Raw genomic sequence first — 23,143 nt, forward strand, 5'->3', positions numbered from 1 at the left:
GTCGTGACGCAGAAGACCTACTACGCAAAGTGAAAGCAGCTCAATACGTAGCAGCACACCCAGGCGAAGTTTGCCCAGCTAAATGGAAAGAAGGTGAAGAGACGCTAGCACCATCTCTAGACCTAGTTGGCAAAATCTAAGCCACTGAATTTAAGCTCCTATCTGACATGCTGATAGGAGCTAAATAAAGAGAGCATTCCGGGTTAGATACTTTGACGACCTTCGGCCTGGTTTGCTCTCCCCCTCCGATTTTATCCAGAGTAACCATTGAATTAAGGCATTAACAACGATGTTAGACCAAGGGATCCAACAACAACTCAAACAATATCTGGCTAACGTGAAACAAGAAGTACGTTTAGTGGTTAGCCTAGATGAAAGCAAAGCATCAAATGACATTTTGTCTCTAGCGAACCAAATCGCAGAGATGAGCGACCTAATTACCGTTGAACGTGACGACAACGCAAGCGCACGTAAACCAGTGATGGCGGTAACGAACCCAGCGAAAGGCACATCATTGAGCTTTGCAGGCTTGCCAATGGGTCACGAATTTACCTCTCTAGTTTTGGCACTGCTTCACTCTGGCGGTCACCCAATCAAACTAGAACCAGAAGTGATTGAGCAAATCGCGGCACTAGACAAAGATCTCGACGTAGAAATCTTCATTTCACTGTCGTGTCAAAACTGTCCGGACGTGGTTCAAGCGTTCAACATGATGGCGGCGATCAACCCGAAAGTAAAAGCAACCATGATCGACGGTGGTTTGTTCCAAGATGAAGTGAAACAACGCGACATCATGGCCGTACCAAGCGTATTCGTGAACGGTGAGCTATTCGGTCAAGGTCGTATGTCTCTGACTGAAATCCTAAACAAAGTGGATGACGGCGCGAGCGAGAAAGCCGCGAAAGCACTGAGCGAAAAAGACCCATACGACGTACTTGTTGTCGGCGGTGGTCCTGGTGGTAGCGCAGCTGCTCTATATGCTGCTCGTAAAGGTATTCGCACTGGCGTTGTTGCTAAACGCTTTGGTGGTCAAGTTATGGACACCATGGCAATCGAGAACTTCATTTCGGTAAAACGCACTGAAGGTCCAAAACTGGCAACTGACCTAGCAGAACACCTAAAAGAATACGATGTTGACGTCGTGACTGAGCAACAAGCTGAGAAGCTAATGGGCGCAGCACACACAGAAGATGGTTTGATTCACATCCAACTTGAAAGCGGCGCAACGCTGAAGAGTAAGAGTGTCATCCTAAGCCCTGGTGCACGCTGGCGTGAAATGAACGTTCCGGGTGAGCAAGAATACCGCAACAAAGGCGTCGCGTACTGCCCACACTGTGACGGTCCACTGTTCAAAGGCAAGAAAACTGCGGTTATCGGTGGTGGTAACTCAGGCATCGAAGCCGCTATCGACCTTGCTGGTATCGTAGAACACGTAACGGTTCTTGAATTCGCAGACGTACTTCGCGCAGACCAAGTGCTTATCGACAAAGCGAACTCACTACCAAACGTAGACATCATCACGATGGCGCAAACTACTGAAGTAGTGGGCGACGGTACTCGCGTAACAAGCTTGAAGTACAAAGACCGCAACACAGATGAAATCAAAGAGATTGAACTGTCAGGTATCTTTGTTCAAATCGGTCTAGTACCAAACACAGAATGGCTAAAAGATTCAGAAGTAGCGCTATCTGAGCGCGGTGAAATCGAAGTCGGTAGCCGTGGCGATACTAGCCTAGAAGGTGTCTTTGCAGCCGGTGACGCAACAACCGTTCCTTACAAACAGATCATCATTGCGATGGGTGAAGGTGCAAAAGCAAGCTTAGGCGCATTTGACTACCTAATCCGTAAGCAAGGTTAATCTTAACAATTTGTCGCAGAACATGCGGTGTGGGTTTGAACAAAATCCATCGGGGCACCGTAGAATTTGACGATAAGAAATAAAACAAAAACTGGAAGCCCAAAGTATTGCCAGCAGGTATTCACTGCTGGCTTTTTTGGTTTTGGGGCAAGTAATTTAAACCTTAAGAGCGTGCTCGGGAGTGACCTCTACGCCATCGGGTGGTTATGGTTATATGGTCATTTTTCTAACGAGAGCGATGTGATAGCTTCAGCTATGGATGAAAAGTGGATCTTGGTCAGGCACATTTCTGCTTTCGCAAACTCATGCTCTTGAACCAATTGAGTTACTTCTGACAAAGTTAGCTTGATACCTTCAGACTCCAACAGATAGCCATCACCTTCTATTTTGACCAAAAAACACTGCCCATAACTATCTATAAGACGATCTGAACTATCCCAAATTAGACCTTCTAACTCAGTAACTAGCTGAGAGTTGGAGCCAAGATATAGCAGTTCCGAGTCACCATCTAGTTTAAAAATACATGGCCAAGTAATCATTTATTTATCCCCTAACCTAACGTCCAATTAAGGTGAACAACACTAAAAGCCCAAATTAAACCATTGCACCTTAAACACACAAACCAACTTCAAACGAAGTCGCTATGCACCGGAAATTTGTTTTGAATTATTAGTTGGCCACGAACTGCATGAATCACTCTTAGATACTTGTCTCGCTTTAGTGTTCGATAACCTGATGCGTTGCTTGTGGTAACAATTTATCTTTTGGATACTCAGGTAACAAAAACTCTATACCCTCTCTATTATTAATACCTGAGGCATCAACAAACTTCCATTCACTACCGCCTTGAGGCTTAAAGCCTATTAAGTAACTATCTGACTTTATCGTTACTGCGTCAGACTTAATCTCCATTTGGGTGGGGATCAACACTATAGTATTGAGTGATGTTACCGTCTTATCGTTCGGCATTTCATAAGTAAAATTGCTTATTTTTAAGCCATTCGACTTTAGCTCACGAAAAGACATCGCAGACATTTCAATCAATTTTTCCTTGCCACCCGCTGCATCAACCAACTTTTGAGGCATGAAGTCCACAACGGTCTTAAAATCTAAACTAATCGTAGCCTCTATAATCTTATCCGCGGAGGCCGCTATGGTTACAGTTTCATCATCTAATAACGTTTCCGCGTACCCAATGTTAGGTAATATAGTTAGCATTGCTAGCAACACTATTCTCATTTTGTCATTCCTTCTAACTAAAAATAATTAAGCTAACGCTCTCCTTTTACGTGCACATCATGCAGTCTTCAACATCTCCATTCAATTATTAATCAATAGGTTAATGGCTATATTGTGAACCTTGACGCCCGCACGGCGTTTATTTCATCGCTTCCCAAATTCAGCTAACTTCTGCTAGGAAAAATAACGTTAACAGAACATGACAGAGTGTTTTCTCTGAAGGTAATTAATGACAAACTATCGTCAGTTTATGGATTAACGCTTTAGTTATCGGCTTTCGATGACTAGATTTTTCAAGAGGCTACGGATAGAAGTGAAGTTTCGAGCAGCAATACTTTTTGGAGCATTGACTCTTACAATGGGGTGCGTTTCAAACCAACAAAGACTAAGTCAATCAATCTCAACAGCGATCAGTGAGTATGAGAATGGAGAAGAGTACTATGTTCATCCTGTTATTATTGACGCGACTGTAGAGAGGCTTATCTCTCAGGGTCTGGATGTAGATAAAGCCGCCCACAAGAACATCCTGATCGCAACCTCTGACAAAAAATGCATGAAAAACCAGAGCAGTCGCTCATTCGATAAAATCGTCGCTCATTGCCCTGATGGCTATTCAGTTTTGGTTGGCCAGCAAAGTAAAAGAATAGTAGAGGGAAAGGTAACATCATTTTTCACGGAATCGAACCGAGAAAGTGACAGCAGTTGGTTTGTATCTTTTCAAACACCTAATGAAGCGACCTTTGATATCTGCCTAACGGCTATCTGTTTTAAAATTGAAGACTAGGTTTACTTCTTCACGGCAGGAAAACTCGAGGCAAAAGTAAATGTATTACGAATATCGGGCTTTACATACTGAGGAACACACATGAAGAAAGTACTGATAACCGGGTTCGAACCCTTTGGCGGTGCATCGATTAACCCAGCGTTAGAAGCGCTCAAAAAGCTGCCTCATACCAAGCTAGACGGCGGCGAGATTGTCGTTTGCGAAGTACCCGTCACTCGCTACAAGTCCATCGAAACAGTGATTGCCGCAATTGAAACACAAAAACCAGACGTAGTAATTACGGTAGGCCAAGCCACAGGGCGAACCAGTATTTCACCAGAACGTATAGCAATTAATGTCGATGACTACCGCATCCCTGATAACGAAGGCAATCAGCCAATTGATGAGCCAATAGAAGTGAACGGCCCGACGGCTTACTTCACGACCTTACCTATCAAGGTAATCACCCAAACATTGCGTGAAAAAGGCATTCCTTGTCAGGTATCGAACACTGCAGGAACATTTGTCTGTAACCATCTGTTCTATGGCGTTCAACATTATCTAAGAGATAAAACCATACGTCATGGTTTCGTGCATATTCCTCTGCTACCAGAACAAGATACAACTGGAGATCAAGCGACCATGTCGCTCGACGTTATCGTAGAAGGGTTGCGCTTAGTCGCTCAAACAACCATCGACAACCAACATGATATCGCCTTCACTGGCGGCCAGATTTGCTGATCGCTAGTTAATCAAGCATTTCACTTATTGAACGTCGTCTTCTTCGTTGATTTCTCGCCCGCACCCAAGACATTGAGGCTCAATGTCAGTAGGTAACATAACCATCAAACCACAGTGCGGACAAAAGTCTCCTTGAGTATACATAACAGCCCTTAAGACGCAGAAAACTCGCCATTGTAAGAAACTAGACCTGTCTTTTTGCCCTTTAAAAGAATCGTAACACCACGTTCAGTTTGACCGGTAACCTGCCAGCCAAGCTTTTGTGCTTTGGCCAATGTCGCCAACATTAATGGTTTGTCTTGAATCGACTGGATGATGCTTTCAACATCCGTATCTTCTCCAATGGAGTCGATAAGGATCGGATTATCATAGTCCACTTCTGCTAACGTAATACCAGCTGTAGTTGTAGATAATGAAACAATACGAAAAACAGCTTTATCGTTGTAATCGACAATATGAGATTTGCCACTCTCATCGACGTAGCCATCAATTGTCACGATGTAGCCTGGTTTGCCCTGTGCGATCGCTTTCACGTGTTTCGCTCGTTCCACCCCACCAGGTCGCATTCTTCCCTCACTGTCTATCTCCATACCTGTACTCGCGATATCAAACTTGTCCCCGACTTTGGTACGGTTCCAAGCTCTAAGATAAATGCCTTTATCATTCTCGCTTCCCCAAGACCAAACGGTATTGTGGAGTGGAGCTTCCAGTCTTTGCTCAAAAAACTTAGAAATTGCAATCTTAGACACGACTTACCTCGATATAAAACATTCAAATGAACAGCTAATTTACATACAGAACATCATACTTAAAGTTATTTATCCATTCAACATATTGTCTATTATTCATCCAAGACGCTAACGCACTGGTGATCTGTAGGGGATTTGAGAAAGATAACTACCTCCGAGTCACAGAGCATAGAACTACCGATAATCCATATGATGGAAGCGAAGCTATTTGTGAATGGAAAACGATTCGATCAAGGCCAACTCTGACTGAAGCCCTTAACAAAAGTGACGTGAGTTTTTACATACGACTAGATATGAAATGCCTGCAAATGGATAGGAGTAAATTTGCAGGCTTTAGTTCATTACAAGCGATACTCTTTGAGTTCACCTTTATCTGTGATGGTCGCATTGGCGAGCTTATTGCCATAAATGTCTTTAAAGCCAATGTCGATCGAGTTACTCGCGTGGACAATTTTAGTGATTAAGATTTCACCTACATCATTGCTAAGAGTGAGGTAGTAATGCACATTGCGGCTGCAAGGAATTACTTTTTCTTTAAAGGTTTTGCTGATGTAGTACATGGATTCGCTGTTTAGCTCTACGCCATGCTTCTTAACGATATCCACTAAGTTGCTAACGATAGTGCCGACTTTTTTTAGTTCACCGGTTAAAATCATCATTGCCTCCAATCAATCGTACAGCCCATTGGCTCATCCAAAGGAAAAGCTTGGGCGCTGTGCTTGCAACCGCGACTAGACGTAGACAACTCTGAAAAAGCAACGGCAGCAGAAGGAACATTCAAATTATTCATATTTATATTGATTATTTTGTTGTGTCCCACCCAAGCTATCTTGAGAGCAATTACTGAAAAAGTAATTTAAAGTTGCATTTTTGCTCGGTATTTTCGAAGAGTCCTCGAAAGATGATTAAAAATATGTTTACTTTCAATAATTAACAGAAGAAGCATCGCTAGCCAGAATGTGCAAACCGCAACCAAAGCGAAGCAGAGATAACGCGATTACTATGATCTAAGTCAGACGTTTATTTATTACTCAGCTCAAAAGAAACCCTTGATTTTCAAAACATTGAATGTGTTTATCGAGCATCTAATGCACTTCATGCCTACTGTTAGTTAGGCCTAGACATAAAGCGACGAACCATTCACTATTGTCTGAGATTTCATCACCGAATAACGCTCACGTGACTGCCTCGCACTCTATACTGACATATATAAGATTAATCTCATCAAGGGTACGACCAATGCGCTTTCTGCTCTTAGCATTAGTCATTACACTGAGTTCTACGGATTTAAATGCTTCTACAATCAAGACGTTAACATTTGCATACTCTGATGTGGAATCTTTCCCTTTTCAAATGGGCAATGGCACTTCTGTCGCTACACCGCCTGGTTTATCAATTGATGTCTTAGAGCAAGCTGCACGTAAGCTAAATATTAGAATCAATTATGTGAGGCTTCCTGGAAAGAGAGTTCTAAGCCAAATTAAAGCCAACCGAGTAGACGGCGGTTTTATCTTCTCTTACAACCCAGAGCGAGCCCAATTCGCAAAGTACCCAATGAAAGAGCAGAAAGCGGATAGCACGCTGCGCATTGCTACGTTAGATTACTATTTCTATAAACTGAAAGATCAGCAATTGAAGTGGGACGGAGTAAAGCTGGAGTCGCTTGGAAATAGGTTAGTTGGTGCTCACGCAGGTTTTTCAATCATCAATAAACTGAAAGAAAATGAAATAAATACGCTAGGAATAGAAAGTACAGCAAAGTTATTTGAGATGTTGTACAAAAGGCGATTAGCTGCTGTTGCTATCCAAAGCAATATTGCTAGTAGTTATATTGATGCAAAAGGCCTAAGCAACATCGAACGAATGAACCCTCCTATATCGACCAAGGATTACTATCTCATCTTTAGCCCTAAGCTCGCCAAAGAAGATCCAGCATTAGTCAGTGAACTCTGGAGAGTCATCGGCGAAATACGCGATGAAGTGATAGAGGGCAATATGAACAAATACTTAGCCGAAGAGAAATAATGATCACTTGTTCTCTTTAAATGTCAGTGTTTATCCCTTTTTAATAAGCACTGACATTTGGTCCTTCTCACCTAAATAAGTGTCTGGCGAATACGGCCACATTCTTCCAGCTCTACGCTCGCTAATGCGCCATTAATCAAAGTGAGGTTAGGGGGTAGATGGCCGATATCCAAATCATAGATAACCGGAATACCAATATCGGCTAAGCCGGCTTGAATCGCTTCATAGTAGGTAAGCGCCTCTTCATCGGTTGGCTCTGGCACAGCGCTGCGGCCAAGTAGTAGACCATTGATATGCTTGAATACACCTTTAAACTTCATGCTAAGTAACGTTCGTGCCACATCAGTAGGCGACATTTCTGCGTTCTCCAAATAAAGTACAACGCCCTCTGGGTAGTCTTGAGACAAGGCTGCGAGATCCAAGAACTCTGTATTAAAAAGATGCAGCAAGGTATCCCAGCAACCACCAATCAAGCGTCCTTCTATAACTGAGCCAAATTCTGGCTTTACTAACCATTTCCAGCTTGAAGGCGTATCGGGATCTATCCCTGCAGCGGGTTTATTGGCAATATCAGGCCATTGACTAGCATACATACCTAATGCGTTTTGAGAAAAACTCTCGCCTAGAGGGGTGGCAAGATGGTTGAGTGTGTTGGAAGTAAGGGCGTCCGTCGCTTCTGGGACTACATCCATTAAGTTAGAGCAATGTCCTGTCGCCCAGCGAAGTCTGCTCGCAAACACAACTGCCACAGTACTAATATCAGAAAAGCCTAAAATCCATTTTGGTCTTGCATGCTCTAGTTTGGAAAAATCAATGAGGGGTAATAGCTCCATCGCCAACTCCCCACCCCAAGGTGGGTAGATAGCATCAATGTTGTCATCGAGAAGAAACGTCATCAGCTCTTCTAAACGCTGCTCGATGGGCGCACTAACATGCTTGAGCTCACCGTATAAACAGTCGCCAACAACGACATTGAAACCAGCTGATTCAAGATGCTTCTTAATGATATCGAACCTAGGCTGGTGGGCTTTGGCTATCCCAGAGGAGAATGCCGTAATTGCAATGGTGCTTCCTTGACGTAACGGATTAGGGTACTTCATTGTTTTTTCTCATTAATTTAAGCCAAAGACCAAACTAACGACTTACTCAATCAATTACAACGAGTTGCAATGACTAAATTTAGATAAGTAACGTAACAATAAGAATTATCATTTAGATTTGCATAAAGGTTTGACCACTTGTAATATCGCGGTCCATTCATCAGCCTTAGAAATATAATAATGCAACAACATAAATTTACAGCATTACTGACTGCTATTTTACTTGCTGGTTGTCATTCTGACGGAAGTTCTGACAACACCCCTGCTCAACAAACCAAACACGTTGAGTTGTCCGCTCAACGTATTCAAATCATCGACGAGTCCAAACTAGCACTGGATGCACCGGGTATTACCATAGAAAACGCCGCTTCTGTAAGCGACATATCCAGTAACTTTGGTCACGCCGAAGTCGATACTGCAACGGGTAAACTAAACTTCTCTCCATCTTACCTACCTACTGGCACCATGTCGGCGCGCTCTACCACTGCGGCAAATATGACAGCGTCTGAGCAAAATTATAAATTTGAAATTCACTACCAAATAGGTGAGCAAACCTATCAAGTTACTGGATACGCTCTACCTTTATTCAAAGACGACCAAGGTCAAGTAAGCACTCGCTTTTCAAAAATTTCACTCGAAGGAACACCTTTACCTGCAGAGGATCAAGTGCTCACTAAACAAGCCAGTGATTGGGCGTGTATCGTCGACGCTTCTTCCGAGCTAACTTGGCAAGTACCGCAGTCTAACGGTTCATTTGCGTTTGATGCGACGTACTATTGGGGTGATCGTACAATCAATCATCGCGATTTTGCCACCGCAACCTGCCACCTAACAGGGGACTGCAATACCGACAGCTTAATCGAGATCGCCAATCAACAGCAGCTATGCGGCCATTCAGACTGGCGGCTACCGACGCGCAACGAATGGAAAACGCTCCTAACTGCAGATATGTTTGATAACGAAAAGCGCCTATCTCCGATTGATCGCTTCTTCTTCCCTTACATGGATGCAAACTTTGATGAAGCGTACTGGACGGCTACCTTCACTCAATACAAAGACGGGCATGACGCAGATGCGGTTGACGGAGATTGGCAAGGTTCTAACTCTACGGTTGGTGATGCTTATGTGATGTGGATGAGTGATGACTTCGCCTATGAAAAAATGCCACCACGTTCAACCAATGAGCCGCGCCTATCAATGCTGGTTCGCGGGGATACCATTCCCGATGAGATAGACACCAAACCAGATGACGTAGAGATCATTACTGTAGATTTGAAACAAGAAATCAATGTAGACGGAAATGAAGATGACTCCTGGCAAGAACGTTTTGTAAAACTCGGTAAGTACGGTCAGCCATTACAAGATCAAACTGCTCTAGAATGGCAATGTACACAAGACAACCACTATGCGACGGTTTTACCTAGTATCAATATTCTTTGGCAACGAGTTGCTCCTGAGGCTTCACTGATGACTTACGCCCAAGCTGAAGCGTACGTTAGCCAAATCAACCAAGCGACACTTTGTGGTCGTGATGATTGGCGTTTGCCTACCGAAAAAGAACTAAAATCCCTGCTCATCGATACATTCGAGTTCAATCTGGAAGGCTTCTTCTTCCGCGCGGGTTACACCGACACCATTTTCAATGACACGGTTGTCGGCTTTGATAGCTACTACTGGACACAAACTGAGAGTCTTAACTATCCTGGCACTCGTGCTGCTGTTGCATTCCAAAGCAAAGGGGCTGAAAGCAGCTTCAAAGCTGACACCAGCTTGTTCCGTGTTCGTTTAATCTCGACTTCTCACGCTCAATAATGAAAATTCTTTCAATCAATCATGGCGCTGCACTGGTTGCAGCGTCGCTACTTTTGGGTGGCTGTAACGGTTCTGGTTCCTCATCAGACTCGTCGGCTAACACACAACCTGCAGTTATCGACACTCAACCTAAATCTCAATTGCATTTAGGAGAGAGTATTGAGTACCGCTATACTCTGACAAAACAACAAACCTTGCATATTTTGGAGCGTCCGAAGTATGGTCAACTGACCATTAATGACGCGACGATAAACTATACCGCTTCAGATTCGCAAATCGGCACGGACCAATTTCGTGTAGAAATCCGTGACGCGGCTAGCCAGACAACCATCAAATGGGTGGTGCGAGTCGACGGCGATGAACCTAGGTTTCATTCACTGGCGCTCAATGACCAAAACCAACAAGATCATTGGCAATGTGTCAGTGATTCGCAGACTCACTTAGGCGTCAGCTGGGCTGTTCCAAAAACACCACAACATCAGACTTTTGGTTGGCAAGATTGGGATGCCAACTTACCAGATCTAGAAGCACAGTGCTTTCTTGGCCAAAGAAACTGCAATACGGAAGCCTTGATTGAGTACGCTAATACCCAACAATGGTGCGGCAAATCTGATTGGCGCTTACCTTATGCTTACGAGCTCAAAAGCCTGACAAGCCAGCAAGATTTCGCTTTGGATCGTAACCAAGCCGCCATCGACCCGTTCTTTTTCCCAGAAACTGGCTTTGAGTATTACTGGTTAGCTTCCGATGCCAGTGATGTGCAGCAAGATAACCTCGCTCATCGCTATAGCTTTGGCGCGCAGAATATGCAGGTGTCGAAGCAAAATAAACGTAAGCCTGCATCTGCGATGTTAGTCAGCGGTGAGTTTCGCGATCCCAGCAAACCGAGTGAGCAAATAGAGCCACAATCAGAGCAGTCGAGCTTTATTCGCCTCAATGACCAAGGTCAACCCATTGCACTTGAGAAACAAACGGATGAGTTCAACCAAACGCCTTGGCGCTGTTTGGATGATATGCGCGGACGAGTACGTGATAACTTCTACCTGCGTGACGGAAAATTCTCATACGTTTACTGGCTAACACCTAACGATAATGACATTACAGGTACTCGCAATGAGTTTTCTATCGACGGAGACTCAACCGACGAATGCGGCCAATCTCATTGCCAATTACAAGAAGTGCTCGAATACGTCAACCAAGGAACAGAGTGTGGACGGAGCGATTGGCGCGTACCAACCATAGGTGAACTCGTTATGTTGCTGCACCAGCAAGTAAACGGTGGCAGCTATGAACTGCTTTACGCCGAGTCGCTAAACCACCCACAACAAGGCGAATATTGGGTCGCAACAGAGTCTGGTTACGGCACTATTGATCTACCAAGCCCAGATTCACTCACCTTGTCAGAACCAGAATCTGGGCAACGTGCGAAGCTGCTATTAGTCGCAAGTGAGTTCGAGCCACGAGCAAGCGAAGATCCGCGTTCTATCGGCCTACACCGCAAACCCAATATGACGCAGCTAAGACAAGCCTACGCCACTTCTCCAGACAATTGGCCTGCGCCCTTTGTCGATGATATGGATGAGTACCAAGAGCTGGGGACTATGCCAAAGCCTGAATTTCCACATACCAACCCATACCAAACGGAAAAAGTGGCTTTAGGTCGAGATCTCTTCTTCGACCCATTCTTATCCCAAGATCGAGATGTGTCTTGCGCTAGCTGTCACGATCCCAAAAAAGGATGGACGGACAATTTAGAAGTCTCTATCGGTCACAATCGTCAACATGGCAAACGCAACGCCCCGACTATCGTAAACAGTGCGTTTCTACCTTCGCTATTTTGGGACGGTCGCGCGGCTGATCTTGAGCAACAATCTTTGATGCCAATCCAAGACCCATTAGAGATGGCGGAAACTCTGCCCAACTTGATTGACCGACTTAATAATCACCCAAGCTATCCGCAACGATTTACAGCGGTGTTTCACGAAGAAACGATCACGAAGGAGCAACTTTCAATGGCATTGGCGACCTTCCAAAGAACCATTGTCAGCAACCCAAGCCGCTTAGATCAGTTCATCGAGGATGCACCGAACGGTGAGACGAATACCCTCTCCGATCAAGAGCTTTGGGGGCTGGATATTTATCGTCGCAACGGTCGCTGCGTCAATTGCCATATGGGCCCAGAGCTGACCAATCATAAGTTCGAAAATGTTGGCCTAACCTACTACAAAGCCTTCTATGAGGATCTAGGGCAATACAATGTTGATAAAAATAGCGACAGTGTCGGTAAGTTCAAAACACCATCGCTAAGAGATGTGATGAATACCGGACCTTGGTTTCACAATGGTTTAGTTCATACCATGGATGGCGTAATTTCAATGTATTCGGAAGGCATGGCAAGCAACGCTCCGTTTGGTTGGGATAAATACGATCCAAACTACCCTAAGCTGTCAGAGAAGATCCGCCCTCTCAATCTCACCTTTGAGGAGGCTCAGGCACTCAAAGCCTTTATGCAGGTGATTACCGCGCCTAGCCCGCAGCAGCCTGCATCCAAAGAGCAACTCGGCCAATAATGAAAAAGCCAGTATGAGTTATCATACTGGCTTTATTTTAAGGCTTAGCACTGCGTTAAATAGCTAATTCCCTATCTAGCTAATTACTTACCACCAATGCTCAAACGAGCAAAGCGGACATCTGGTGCAAAGAAGGTACGACTATCATTGATAAGCTGAGTCTCACCGACTGCTTCCACTTCTTGCAGCATTTTGTAGAAGTTACCTGCGACTGTAATACCGCGCACAGGTTGCACTCGCTGGCCATCGCGGCACAAGAAACCACTCGCACCAAACGAGAAATCACCGCTTACCGCGTCTGCCCCAGAGTGAACGCCCTGTAGCTCAATAAGCTCTAGGTACTCGCCTGATTTTACTTCTGAAGCACTGCTTTGACCTGTCGCAATGACCTTGTGATTGGCGGCAACATCAAGGCTCGATTTTGCTCCGCGAGCAGCACTAGCCGTTGACATCGCACCTAAGTAACTTGCCGTTTGGCTATTATGCAATAGGGTATTCAGCTGACCGTTAGCGATAAGCACGTTATCTTGAGTCGCAAAGCCTTCACTATCAAAACTCGCGATTGCCATCCCATTAGGCATGTATGCCGCATCCGTTAATGTGATCAGATCGCTGGCAACACCTTGACCGAGTTTGTCACCCAGAGGCGTGATACCTTTCATCGCACTCACACCAGAGAACGCGCTGCCAAATGCGCCAAACAAGCTGCTAAGTGCATTGATGTGGAAAATAGCAGGGTAGTTACCTGTTGCTACTGGTGAGCCGTCCAAAAGGTCGCGAGCAAGGTTGTAACCGTGCTCAATGCAGTAGGCTGAATCTAGTTCTTCAAAACGACGACCTAATGACATTCTTCCCGCCATAGATTGCTTGCCATCCTTTTCAAACAAGGTGTAGGCATAACAATGGAACGCTCGCTCAAAGTGTTGACACAATGTCCCTTGCGTATTGGCTATGATGGTACGACTCTCACTATCACCGTAACCATTGTATGGCGAACTCGATGCATGCGGGCGAGAGACAACGCCTTGTTCTAACGCTAAAGAAAGCTCAATTTTCTCATCAGCAGACGTCGAGTCTTGTTGTGCGATTTCAGCCACATCCGTGGTAATTTTACTCTCCACACAACTAATTGCTTGGTGTTCATCTTGCTTAGAAAAACGGGCGCTTTGCAGGGCGTTTGTTAGCATCAAGTCCAAGCTTGATTGTTCCAATGACTCCGAATAGCTGGTCGCTACACGCGCGTCTTTTACCACACGAACACCAAGTACTTGGCTAGAGCTGACTTTATATTCGTCCAATTGGCCTTGGTTAGCTTTTAGAGAAAAGCTGTTGCTACCACTTACGATTACGTCGGCTTCTGCACCTTGGCGTTTCGCTTCTGATAGAACGTAATCAACAGCATTTAGAAGTTGTTGTTCTTGGCTCATTAGTTACCGCCTCCCACCAAAATATTATCAACTTTCAACGTTGGCTGACCGACTGTGGTCGGGACTGAACCACTCACTGACCCACACATACCTGGTGCCAGCGCCATGTCTTTGCCGACCATGCTGATCTCTTTAAGCACTTTTGGTCCGGTGCTGATGAGCGTTGCTGTTTTCAGAGGCTTAGTGATTTTTCCATTTTCGATTAGATAGGCTTCGCGAACAGCAAAATTGAATTCGCCCGTGCCCGGTTGAACCGAGCCACCGCCCATCTTCTTGGCGTAGATACCTCGCTCGATGCCTGCCAACATATCATCAAGTGAGTGCTCCCCTTCTTCAATGAAGGTGTTACGCATGCGTGACGTTGGCGCAAACTTGTAGTTTTGACGACGACCAGAACCTGTTGGCTCATAACCGGTCTTCATACCGCCCATTTTGTCGACCATGAAGCTGGTCAACTGACCATCTTTAATCAATTGAGTTCGCTGGGTTGGCATACCTTCATCATCAACATGGATAGAGCCCCACTCATTGGTCATGGTGCCATCATCTACCGCGTTCACCGCACTGTGGGCAATCATCTCACCCATCTTGTCGTGGAACACCGACGCTTTCTTCGCAACAGAGGTGGTTTCAAGTAAGTGACCACACGCTTCGTGGAAAATTACACCGCCAAAGCCGTTGCCAATCACTACGGGCATTTCACCTGATGGACATGCATCTGCACCAAGCTTAACTAGCGCTTGTCTAGCAATAGTTTGCCCGAGTTCTTGCGCATCTAACTGATCGCTATATTCCCAACCAGACAATGCACCCGGCCCCTCTGAGCCAGAAGATTGCTCACTGCCCTTTTGGGCAACCGTATTACCTGCCACACGAATGTAATGACGCGTATCATCAACGTGCAGTCCTTCAGAGTTGAAGATAGAAACCTGCTGCTCTCGCTGCAGCACACTACCAATAAACTGACTAATGTATTCACTTTCAGCGCGGGCCGCTTTGTCAGCTTGCAATAAGAAAGCGATTTTCGAATCTAGGTTAGCGTCTTTACTCAGCGGCATACGACAACCGTGCTGCACTGGGTAACGGTTCAGGTTGATAGAGCCCGCCGTCGCGATCTGCTCGCGTTTATCTTTCGCTGCTAACAGTGATGTTACGCGTTTAAGCTCAGCTTCATCGGTACTGTTTGTGTAGCCATATAGCACTTTAAGACCGAAGAACAGACGAATACCGATACCAAAATCAATACCCGAGTTAACCTTATCCACTTCTCCAGAAGCAATCTGGACCGTGTTGGTTTGGTGGTGCTCAACGAATAGCTCTGCGAAATCAGCGCCTAGAAAAAGGGCATGATCGATCACCGCTTTCGCCGTTACAGAATTAAGCATGAAATCTCCTTGCTTGTAGAACGTCCTAGCTTTTCTCACCTTAAATTTGGCTCTTGATGGTTGAGCCGACTGGAATTGAGTTCATATAAGGGGATAAGCAATACACAAGATTTTAACATTTTTTGGCAAAATAACTCCCCTGATATTTTTTATAATTTATGAGGAGAGTCGCGATGATTTACATTAGTAAGTTACGATCTTCTCAATTTGCTTGGCCAAGCATCAGCAATACCACTAACACCAAGCTTGCTCCAAAGCAGCGGTTGACCAGCCTCATTTTCTCAGGCGTTTGAATCATTCGGTTCAACATCGAACCAAAACAGGCCCAAACCAACATGCCTAGAACACCCGTCACCACCATAACGCTGATAATAAACACAACTTGAGATAGGTAGTGCGCGTCAGGTGTGACGAATTGCGAGAACACCGTCAGCGAGGCAACCCAGCTTTTAGGGTTCAGAATCTGCACCAAGATGCCTGATAAAAAACCTGATTTTTTGGTGTTTGAACCACCTGAACTCTCCATATTGGCAATACCCCAAGCCATGTAAAGCAAGTAAGCGGCACCAATCCACTTAAGTACATTGTAAAGGTCAGGATAAAGAGTAAATAAACCGACTAAGCCAATACTCGCTCCTGCTAAAATTCCTATCACCCCAACTGCGCTACCAAAAATGAACGGTAACGTTGCCTTAATGCCATAGCGACTCGAAAGCCCAATCAAGGCAATATTTCCTGCCCCTGGCGTCAACGAAATAGATACAGCAAACAACAAAAATGCCACCAACCATTGAGCACTCATTCCTCTCTCCTCTATAAGTAATTTTTTGATATGGAGAACAGTCTAACGATTTGGCTAGAAATAAAATTGCTATGTACGCTACAGTAAAGGTTAATTTGAGCAGGCTATTTCTAAAAAGAGCATGAAAAAGAAAGAATCCACCAATTTTGAATTAGATAGTACCGACTTCGCCATTCTTGAACATATTCAGAAAGATGGCCGTATGAGCAACTCCAAACTCGCCGAAACAGTGAACTTAAGTGAGACCCCGTGCTGGCGTCGCTGGAAGAAAATGGAAGAAGAAGGTTACATTGAAGGGTACGCTGCCAAGCTAAATCGCAAAAAGCTTGGCTTTCAAGTTTCTGGTTTTACGCTTGTCACCCTCGGCAGCCATGAAGTCGAAAACACCGAGCCCTTTGAAGACTTTGTCGCTGAGGCCGATTGGATTCTAATGTGCCACTGCATTGCAGGCGGCGCAGACTATATCGTTCAAGTGGTTGCCCATGATCTCGATGAATATTTTGAACGCATCAGCTCGATGAGACGAGTGAAAGGGGTTAGCGCTATTCAATCCAACGTGTCAGTGAAAGAAATCAAAAGCACCTTTAAATTGCCATTGGAGTAGCGCCGTAGATTCAGCGACCCTCGTCATCCACGCCGACCATTAACGCGGAACTGCTGTGGGGTGACGTCAAAATACGCTTTAAACGCTTTGATGTAAGAAGAGTCGTTTTGATAGCCCACTTGGTCGGCAATACTTTGGATAGAGAATTCTTCGTCGAGTAAAGACAGTGAATAAATTAGCCGAATTTGTTGCCGCCACAACTGAAACGATGTGTTGAATTCTTTGGAGAACAAGCGCGATAAAGTGCGTTCAGATGCACCCACTTTTTCTCCCCAATCTTTGAGTGACAAGTCTAATGTTGGCGCGTCGGTCAGTGCTTCGAATATCAGCTTTAAGCGCCTATCTTCTGGTAACAACAACTGAAACGTCTGTACGTTATCTTTCATGATTTGATCATGCAGTACGTCTAGCAAGCGCGATACCTCCTCATTGCTCACCACTCCTTCACATTGACGACGTATCTCCTGTAGTAACTCGTTTAAGAACGGCGTCAGCGTGATGGTTCGCACTTGATGCTCATATTCAGTGCCAAAAGCGGGATTAAGGTAGATACCAACAAATGTGGTGTGGCTGAGAGCAATTGATTCATGCTGAATACCCGCCGGCACAAACAGCGCAGAGGTATGCGGCACTAGATGCTGGTAGTAGTCAGTTTTTGTTTGCAGCAGCCCTTTAATTGGGAAGATGACTTGATGCCAGGTATGTTGATGCATCGCATCGATGTAGCCTTTGGGCATATCGATGGTCTTAACCAGTGCCGGAGAGTGAGGGTTAGCAGCCATCATATCATTTGACGTTAAGACACCGGATCGCGAGTCAATTTGGCGGGTTAGATTCATTACCTGTCTTTACATCCCTATTCTGACAAAGATTAGCTAGGCTATCATGATTTACAGATTAGGTTGAGCCGAAAAGGAAGGAATATGAATAAGATTGGTGTCATCAATAGCGTATTGACCGGAAAAACGGTGGCTTTTGCGCATGGTGAGAAAAGTGCCATCAACAAGCAAATTGTGGATGAACGTCAATACGCGACTGAGCTTGGGTTTACCCACGACGAACAAGGTGACCCGCGTTTTCACGGTGGCATTCAAAAAGCCCTTCATATTTACCCTAGTGAACACTACCCTGCTTGGCAGCAAGATATTGGCAAAAAAGCGATTTTTCAATCTGCAGGTGCCTTTGGTGAAAACCTAAGTTCTAGTGGTGTTACAGAAGAAACCATTTGCTTAAAAGATAAGATTCGCATTGGCTCTACCTTATTGGAAGTCTCCCAGGGCCGTATGCCCTGCTGGAAGCTCAATGTGCGCTTTGACCAGCACGATATGGCAAAAAGAGTACAAGACACACTTCGAACAGGTTGGTATTTCCGAGTGTTAGAAGAAGGTGATATCGGTGCTGGTGACGAAATTCTTCTGTGTGAGAGACCTTATCCAGATTGGCCGCTATCTCGCATCATGGGAGCCGTATTTACAGCTAGCCTAGACAAACAAGAACTGAGTCAACTGGCTGAACTGCCACTAGTCGAATCGTGGGGAGCACTGATTGAACGTCGCCTAGAAACAGGGGAAGTTGAAGAATGGGAGCGACGCTTGGTTGGCCCGACAGCCCAACCACGATAGGTGAAGAGCGTAGTGATGGAGACTCGCAGCCTGGTGAGCTTCCATCACCTACCTATTAAGGTTCCAATCTACTCCGCCACCGCTTGGTGCTGAACAATATCAATGTTGATACCTGACGGGTCTTCAACCATAAAATGAATCTGCCCCCACGCCTCTTCTTTTAAAGGCATAGAGATAGTCATATTAAACTCTTGCGCCTGTGTATAGGCTTTCGCGGCATCTTTGACCTCTAAGCTGATCACATAGCCATTCGGGTCCATAATTCGATGCAAAAACTCTGGTTGAAAGGGGTGGTTGGGAACTAAGAACCCCAGTTGGACACCACTTTCCATTGAGACCAAATGCAAATAGAAGCCTTCCTGATAGTATACCGACTCAAAGCCAAAAAACGTCTCATAGAAGGCTTTCACTTGGGCTAGATTTTCCGTCACCATGACAGGGAACATCGCGTTAAACTCGATCATAGTATTCTCCTTGCTGACAATGCTGAGTTACACGTTATCGCTAGGGAGAATGATGCGCGATTGCGAAGATGTTCTATTGTACAAAACGGACATAACGGAAAACTTGTTCGGTGAAATTCCTGCTAAGCGGCTAAATTCGCGAGAAAAATGGGACTGATCAAAATACCAATCCGCCCACGCCATTTTGTCTTGCTCGACTTGCCACGCTCTTAATACATGTTGAAAGCGCGCAACCTGAAAAAACGCTTTCGGGCTTACCCCTAAATATTGTTGCGTCAGACGCCTAAGCTGCCTGTCGGTAATCCCAAATTGATCGGCGGCTAATTCTTTTAAGGAAAAATGACGAGGAGATTGATAGCAGTAGCGAACAAACTTTAGCACCCTAGGGTCAATCACTGGCCTGTCGATATGATCCAACATGACTCGCGCTAAGCGCACACAGTTTTGTTGAAACCCTTCATGGTTAGAGAGCGATTCCTGTAGCTGCTCAATGAACAAAGGTGAGAGCAACTCTCTTATCGGCAATTGATGATCAACTGGGCTCCACTCCTCGACCGTCTCTGAAAATAGAGCATATTGGCCAAGCAGTCGAAACCGAACACCAAAATAGCGCGTCGGCCCAACAATTGGGTAGATGATAGATTCGGTAAATGGCGACACTAATATCGCCTCATCTAGGTTATTCAGGCTAATAATCAGGTCTACGCAATTATCCGGCACGCTTCTATAAAAGTACTCTCCCATCGGCACATCTAGTTGCCAAAAGTAGTGCACCCAGTGGCTCAAAGGCGGTGGAGGCGTCCACGTTTGGTAGAGATTGTTATGTACTTGACCTTGGAGAGGTTGAAGTTCGGGTATCAGCATAAGCTTCAGTATAGGAGATTAGCCTGGCTTCGCTATACGCACTCTGATTAGGTAGCTTGATGAATCTTTAAGTATTACGTTAACTCGGAGGTGATGAACAAAAACGTAATAGATAAAGTGTTCGAGATACCTTTATTCACAGTCATCTCCTGTAGGCTCTGTTATTTCAAAAGCGGTTCCATCCAATGCTTTGCTGTAGTATGCATAATGCTGGCTTCTTAACTCTGTATTTAAAGTCAATGCAAAGACCATGTCCTGAGAGTCACTAGCATCATCCCAAACTAGATTAAGTTGCACCATGCAGTGAATGACAGGTTCAAACTTCATTGCGTGTGCATGTGCAATCTCCGTATCTATTTCCGTTCCCCCGGAGTAGTCGTAGTCAAATACCGTTTGTAAATACCTTGCACTTTGCTGATAAAAGCCACGCTCATTTTCTGGGATCACCAATGCGTTAATAAATTCATCGATATCATCTCTGATGCCATTTTCATCGGCATCAACGCCTTTCAATGTGTCATCCCGATTTAGCACAGGCTCAAAATTCTGATACAGATACGTTAATTGCTCCTTGGTGGTTGATGCGCTCTCTAAGGCTTGGCGATCTTGTTCTGAAAGCACAATTTTATCTTCCTTGTTTCTCGCGTTACCCTCAGGGACAAATCCAGCCAACAATAAACACCCAACTAGGGCTGCAACAGTTTTGTTCATTTAGCCATTCCAAATTCCATTGAATCAACGTATTAGATTGAAAATATAACCTATTTGGGTTATCTCAATACACCCAACTAATAGGGAGGGTTGTAGTAAATACGTTTGGGACGGATGGTTCCAGTGACGAACCATCCTGAGAGTTGCGAATTCGTAATGTGTTTTAATCACGAAGACCTGTAAGCAAGAGGCTGGCATCACGCAGCCTCTTTCTGTTATTGAGTACTTTTATTCGTTCGGCCTTCTTCTCATGACTACTCGGCCAGCCCCGAGCAATATCATGCTCAGCAATAGTAAAATGTTCATACTGCCACCACCGCCGCCACTACCACCGCCAGAATAAGTCGGGGAGGGCTGGGTAAATGCAGGCTGATTCTTGTCTGCGCGAGTTGGTTTCACCGGTTTGTTCTGTTTAATCTCGCGGACGCGTTGTTCTTTCAGTACTCTCTCTTGGTTCTTGCGCTCCATACCCAGTTGCTGGAACACATCTTCTTGTACCACAAGTAGAGAGGTGTAATCCGTTAACAGTCCATACTCCAATGCAATGTCTTCAATCGCCTGCTCTTTGTCGCTGTCTTTTTGCTCCAGGTAATCCATTTGCTCCTGTAGATCTCGAATTGCTGAAAACGCCCACATTCTCTCAAGTTCAGGATGCTCAGTCGCGGTATCTGGCAACATTACCTTGGTGCGATATGCACGAGATTCACCACCAATATCCATGGTTAATTTGATATCTGCTTCTCCACCTGTGAAGTAATGCCCAAACACGATCAGTTGCTCACCACGATACAAACTGCTTATCTGCTCTGGCGTCAGGTCTTTAATTTTCACGCCATCAATATCAAGCTGGATATTTCGGTATGCCTGATGAGTCAATTTGCTGGTGATGCTCATAAGATGACCGATAATGTCATCAGCGTTGGATACCGACATCGCCACACCATTCGATAATTTGGTCATTGGTACTAGCAGCGGCGTGTTCGCGCTGTTACCCATGATGAAGGTAAATAGTCGTACATCATGATTTTCCATCAACTCAAAGAAACGGCGCTTTTCCGTCACTCCCACGTTGGCTACGCCATCGGTCACTAGCACAATACCAGTAGGGCGATCGTCATCAAGTTTGCGAATAGCGGCAGACATGCCTTCGTAGAGATCAGTGCCATTGCTCGGCTCGACTTGCTCAATTGACTGCAACGCTTTACTGACATTGGTTGGGTTAACCGAAACAAAACCACCTGTTAAATCATAAGTATAGCTGTCGAACATCACGACACGGAACCTGTCTTCAGAAGGCAATTTGCCCAAGCCTTGGCGCACACCTTCCACCAGCGTCGAATACTTACCGGACATAGAGCCAGACTTGTCCAACACAAACACCCAGTCACGTCCTTGTGTTACTCGAGTCAGGTCATCACCTGGTGTAAAAGTCAGTTTCACTGTGCCGCGCTTAGATGATTCTGGGTCACGGTAAGCCACCATATCAACACGGCCCGGTAAGCCTTCTTGCAAACGCCAGTAGAAAACCACGTCCTGATCAAGTCTCATAGAAGCATGAGCAGTTTGCACAGACTCGCCCTCTTGCACTGTATTGGAGATTTGATTGCTGATGTTTACCTTCCAGGTCGTGTGTTCTCCATCCGCTTGCTGGGTGATCATTGCCGCAGGGTGTGCTGGCAGCCTGACATCATCAACGGGATAAGCAGAACGTAATGTCACGTTGAAAGAAAAATCCTGTTCTACTTTGTCGTTTCGAGTCCAAAAACTGTTCTTGGCTTCATCCACCCCGCCTTCTTCAAGCGGGTAGACATAACGTCCAATGCCATGGTCTAACAAGGCATCTTGCATGTATACCAGCTTCACCTTCACACTCTGTTGCGGCTGCACTGGATACACCCGAATATCAAACGTTTTGTATTGATCTTTTTCGGTCAGTGCTGTGGCGTTGCCTTGCGCTTTTTGATCGTTGTAAATCTTACGCGCTTTTTCTTTGGAGACCGCCTCTGCAATGACCGGCGAGCCGTTAATCCAATAGATAAACTCGCCGACAACCGCTTTTTGAGGAACAGGGAACGAGTACAAAGCTTCCAACTCTGTGTCATTAGGGTTGTAGAATGTCTGTTCAATCGACGTGGTCGCGTATCCGTCCTGAATCGCAACATCAACATGGTGGGATTCGATCTGAAGGTCTTTATATTGGCTGTTAACAGGTTTGAGTAATCCGGCCGCTAGCGCCTTTGGTGCAAACGTAGCGATAAGCATAGTGACAAGCACAACGCCCCAGATGGCGATTTGTGAATTCATTTTCAGTCGGTTCAGCATTATTGCCTCCTTTACCTTCTGTCATCAGAGAGTCTTTCTCCGGCTGCTCAGTAGGTTGCATGAAGGCTGAAGGACTACAAAGCTC

At 45.2% G+C, this 23,143-nt stretch carries 21 protein-coding genes and 1 pseudogene; 9 read left to right on the forward strand and 13 right to left on the reverse strand.

Annotated elements, in window-relative coordinates:
* Both AC4MRV_RS00005 and ahpF read left to right on the forward strand, forming a co-directional pair.
* Positions 1-140, forward strand: a pseudogene (locus tag AC4MRV_RS00005) (peroxiredoxin); the annotation flags it as partial.
* A 149-nt stretch (positions 141-289) separates the two neighbouring features.
* A complete protein-coding gene (gene ahpF / locus AC4MRV_RS00010; protein WP_491185365.1) occupies positions 290-1,858 on the forward strand; it encodes an alkyl hydroperoxide reductase subunit F in 1,569 nt (522 codons plus the stop codon).
* Between the two features lie 218 nt (positions 1,859-2,076).
* Here the strand turns inward: ahpF and AC4MRV_RS00015 are convergent, their stop codons facing one another.
* Together AC4MRV_RS00015 and AC4MRV_RS00020 are read right to left on the reverse strand one after the other, a co-directional pair.
* Entirely contained in the window at positions 2,077-2,397 is a 321-nt protein-coding gene (locus AC4MRV_RS00015) for a DUF4144 family protein (RefSeq protein WP_491185366.1), read from the reverse strand.
* A gap of 178 nt (positions 2,398-2,575) precedes the next feature.
* A complete protein-coding gene (locus tag AC4MRV_RS00020; protein WP_491185367.1) occupies positions 2,576-3,097 on the reverse strand; it encodes a hypothetical protein in 522 nt (173 codons plus the stop codon).
* 313 nt (positions 3,098-3,410) lie between these two features.
* Between AC4MRV_RS00020 and AC4MRV_RS00025 the strand changes: the two genes are divergently transcribed.
* Both AC4MRV_RS00025 and pcp read left to right on the forward strand, forming a co-directional pair.
* Positions 3,411-3,881: a hypothetical protein gene (locus tag AC4MRV_RS00025; protein ID WP_491185368.1), complete on the forward strand. Its 471-nt coding sequence runs from the start codon at positions 3,411-3,413 to the stop codon at positions 3,879-3,881.
* An 81-nt stretch (positions 3,882-3,962) separates the two neighbouring features.
* Positions 3,963-4,601 (forward strand): pyroglutamyl-peptidase I, encoded by a 639-nt coding sequence (gene pcp / locus AC4MRV_RS00030; RefSeq protein WP_491185369.1) that lies wholly within the window; start codon positions 3,963-3,965, stop codon positions 4,599-4,601.
* 152 nt (positions 4,602-4,753) lie between these two features.
* On the opposite strand, the gene AC4MRV_RS00035 is transcribed toward pcp, so the two are convergent.
* The gene (locus AC4MRV_RS00035) at positions 4,754-5,350 is read right to left on the reverse strand and encodes a hypothetical protein (protein ID WP_491185370.1); all 597 of its coding nucleotides are present in this window, start codon (positions 5,348-5,350) and stop codon (positions 4,754-4,756) included.
* A gap of 341 nt (positions 5,351-5,691) precedes the next feature.
* Entirely contained in the window at positions 5,692-6,009 is a 318-nt protein-coding gene (locus tag AC4MRV_RS00040; protein ID WP_491185371.1) for a hypothetical protein, read from the reverse strand.
* Between the two features lie 580 nt (positions 6,010-6,589).
* On the opposite strand from AC4MRV_RS00040, the gene AC4MRV_RS00045 reads away from it, so the two are divergent.
* Positions 6,590-7,375 (forward strand): substrate-binding periplasmic protein, encoded by a 786-nt coding sequence (locus tag AC4MRV_RS00045; RefSeq protein ID WP_491185372.1) that lies wholly within the window; start codon positions 6,590-6,592, stop codon positions 7,373-7,375.
* Between the two features lie 71 nt (positions 7,376-7,446).
* Here the strand turns inward: AC4MRV_RS00045 and AC4MRV_RS00050 are convergent, their stop codons facing one another.
* The gene (locus tag AC4MRV_RS00050; protein ID WP_491185373.1) at positions 7,447-8,475 is read right to left on the reverse strand and encodes a S66 family peptidase; all 1,029 of its coding nucleotides are present in this window, start codon (positions 8,473-8,475) and stop codon (positions 7,447-7,449) included.
* A gap of 180 nt (positions 8,476-8,655) precedes the next feature.
* On the opposite strand from AC4MRV_RS00050, the gene AC4MRV_RS00055 reads away from it, so the two are divergent.
* Both AC4MRV_RS00055 and AC4MRV_RS00060 read left to right on the forward strand, forming a co-directional pair.
* Positions 8,656-10,287 (forward strand): Lcl domain-containing protein, encoded by a 1,632-nt coding sequence (locus AC4MRV_RS00055; protein ID WP_491185374.1) that lies wholly within the window; start codon positions 8,656-8,658, stop codon positions 10,285-10,287.
* Positions 10,287-12,857 (forward strand): cytochrome c peroxidase, encoded by a 2,571-nt coding sequence (locus AC4MRV_RS00060; RefSeq protein WP_491185375.1) that lies wholly within the window; start codon positions 10,287-10,289, stop codon positions 12,855-12,857. Before AC4MRV_RS00055 ends, AC4MRV_RS00060 begins: the two co-directional genes overlap by 1 nt.
* An 83-nt stretch (positions 12,858-12,940) precedes the next feature.
* Here the strand turns inward: AC4MRV_RS00060 and AC4MRV_RS00065 are convergent, their stop codons facing one another.
* The 3 genes from AC4MRV_RS00065 to AC4MRV_RS00075 form a co-directional block, all read right to left on the reverse strand.
* The gene (locus AC4MRV_RS00065) at positions 12,941-14,284 is read right to left on the reverse strand and encodes a TldD/PmbA family protein (protein WP_491185376.1); all 1,344 of its coding nucleotides are present in this window, start codon (positions 14,282-14,284) and stop codon (positions 12,941-12,943) included.
* Positions 14,284-15,669, reverse strand: a complete 1,386-nt coding sequence (locus tag AC4MRV_RS00070; protein WP_491185377.1) for a TldD/PmbA family protein — start codon at positions 15,667-15,669, stop codon at positions 14,284-14,286. Before AC4MRV_RS00070 ends, AC4MRV_RS00065 begins: the two co-directional genes overlap by 1 nt.
* A gap of 202 nt (positions 15,670-15,871) precedes the next feature.
* Positions 15,872-16,471, reverse strand: coding sequence for a LysE family translocator (locus AC4MRV_RS00075; protein WP_491185378.1), 600 nt, complete (start codon positions 16,469-16,471; stop codon positions 15,872-15,874).
* 121 nt (positions 16,472-16,592) lie between these two features.
* Here AC4MRV_RS00075 and AC4MRV_RS00080 point away from each other — a divergent pair, with 121 nt between their 5' ends.
* A complete protein-coding gene (locus tag AC4MRV_RS00080; RefSeq protein ID WP_491185379.1) occupies positions 16,593-17,075 on the forward strand; it encodes an Lrp/AsnC family transcriptional regulator in 483 nt (160 codons plus the stop codon).
* Positions 17,076-17,098: 23 nt separating this feature from the next.
* Here AC4MRV_RS00080 and AC4MRV_RS00085 read toward each other — a convergent pair whose 3' ends face one another.
* Positions 17,099-17,914 carry an AraC family transcriptional regulator gene (locus tag AC4MRV_RS00085; RefSeq protein ID WP_491185380.1) on the reverse strand — a complete coding sequence of 272 codons (816 nt, stop codon included), beginning with the start codon at positions 17,912-17,914 and terminating at the stop codon, positions 17,099-17,101.
* An 84-nt stretch (positions 17,915-17,998) separates the two neighbouring features.
* Here AC4MRV_RS00085 and AC4MRV_RS00090 point away from each other — a divergent pair, with 84 nt between their 5' ends.
* Entirely contained in the window at positions 17,999-18,697 is a 699-nt protein-coding gene (locus tag AC4MRV_RS00090) for an MOSC domain-containing protein (protein ID WP_491185381.1), read from the forward strand.
* Between the two features lie 68 nt (positions 18,698-18,765).
* Here the strand turns inward: AC4MRV_RS00090 and AC4MRV_RS00095 are convergent, their stop codons facing one another.
* The 4 genes from AC4MRV_RS00095 to AC4MRV_RS00110 form a co-directional block, all read right to left on the reverse strand.
* On the reverse strand, positions 18,766-19,161 hold the full coding sequence (locus AC4MRV_RS00095; RefSeq protein ID WP_491185382.1) for a VOC family protein: 396 nt from the start codon (positions 19,159-19,161) through the stop codon (positions 18,766-18,768).
* A 27-nt stretch (positions 19,162-19,188) separates the two neighbouring features.
* Positions 19,189-20,025 carry a DUF6597 domain-containing transcriptional factor gene (locus AC4MRV_RS00100; RefSeq protein ID WP_491185383.1) on the reverse strand — a complete coding sequence of 279 codons (837 nt, stop codon included), beginning with the start codon at positions 20,023-20,025 and terminating at the stop codon, positions 19,189-19,191.
* A 132-nt stretch (positions 20,026-20,157) separates the two neighbouring features.
* A complete protein-coding gene (locus AC4MRV_RS00105) occupies positions 20,158-20,736 on the reverse strand; it encodes a hypothetical protein (protein ID WP_491185384.1) in 579 nt (192 codons plus the stop codon).
* Between the two features lie 228 nt (positions 20,737-20,964).
* Positions 20,965-23,058, reverse strand: coding sequence for a VIT and vWA domain-containing protein (locus AC4MRV_RS00110; RefSeq protein ID WP_491185385.1), 2,094 nt, complete (start codon positions 23,056-23,058; stop codon positions 20,965-20,967).
* Positions 23,059-23,143: the final 85 nt, after the last annotated feature.

The organism is Vibrio sp., from assembly GCF_984391705.1.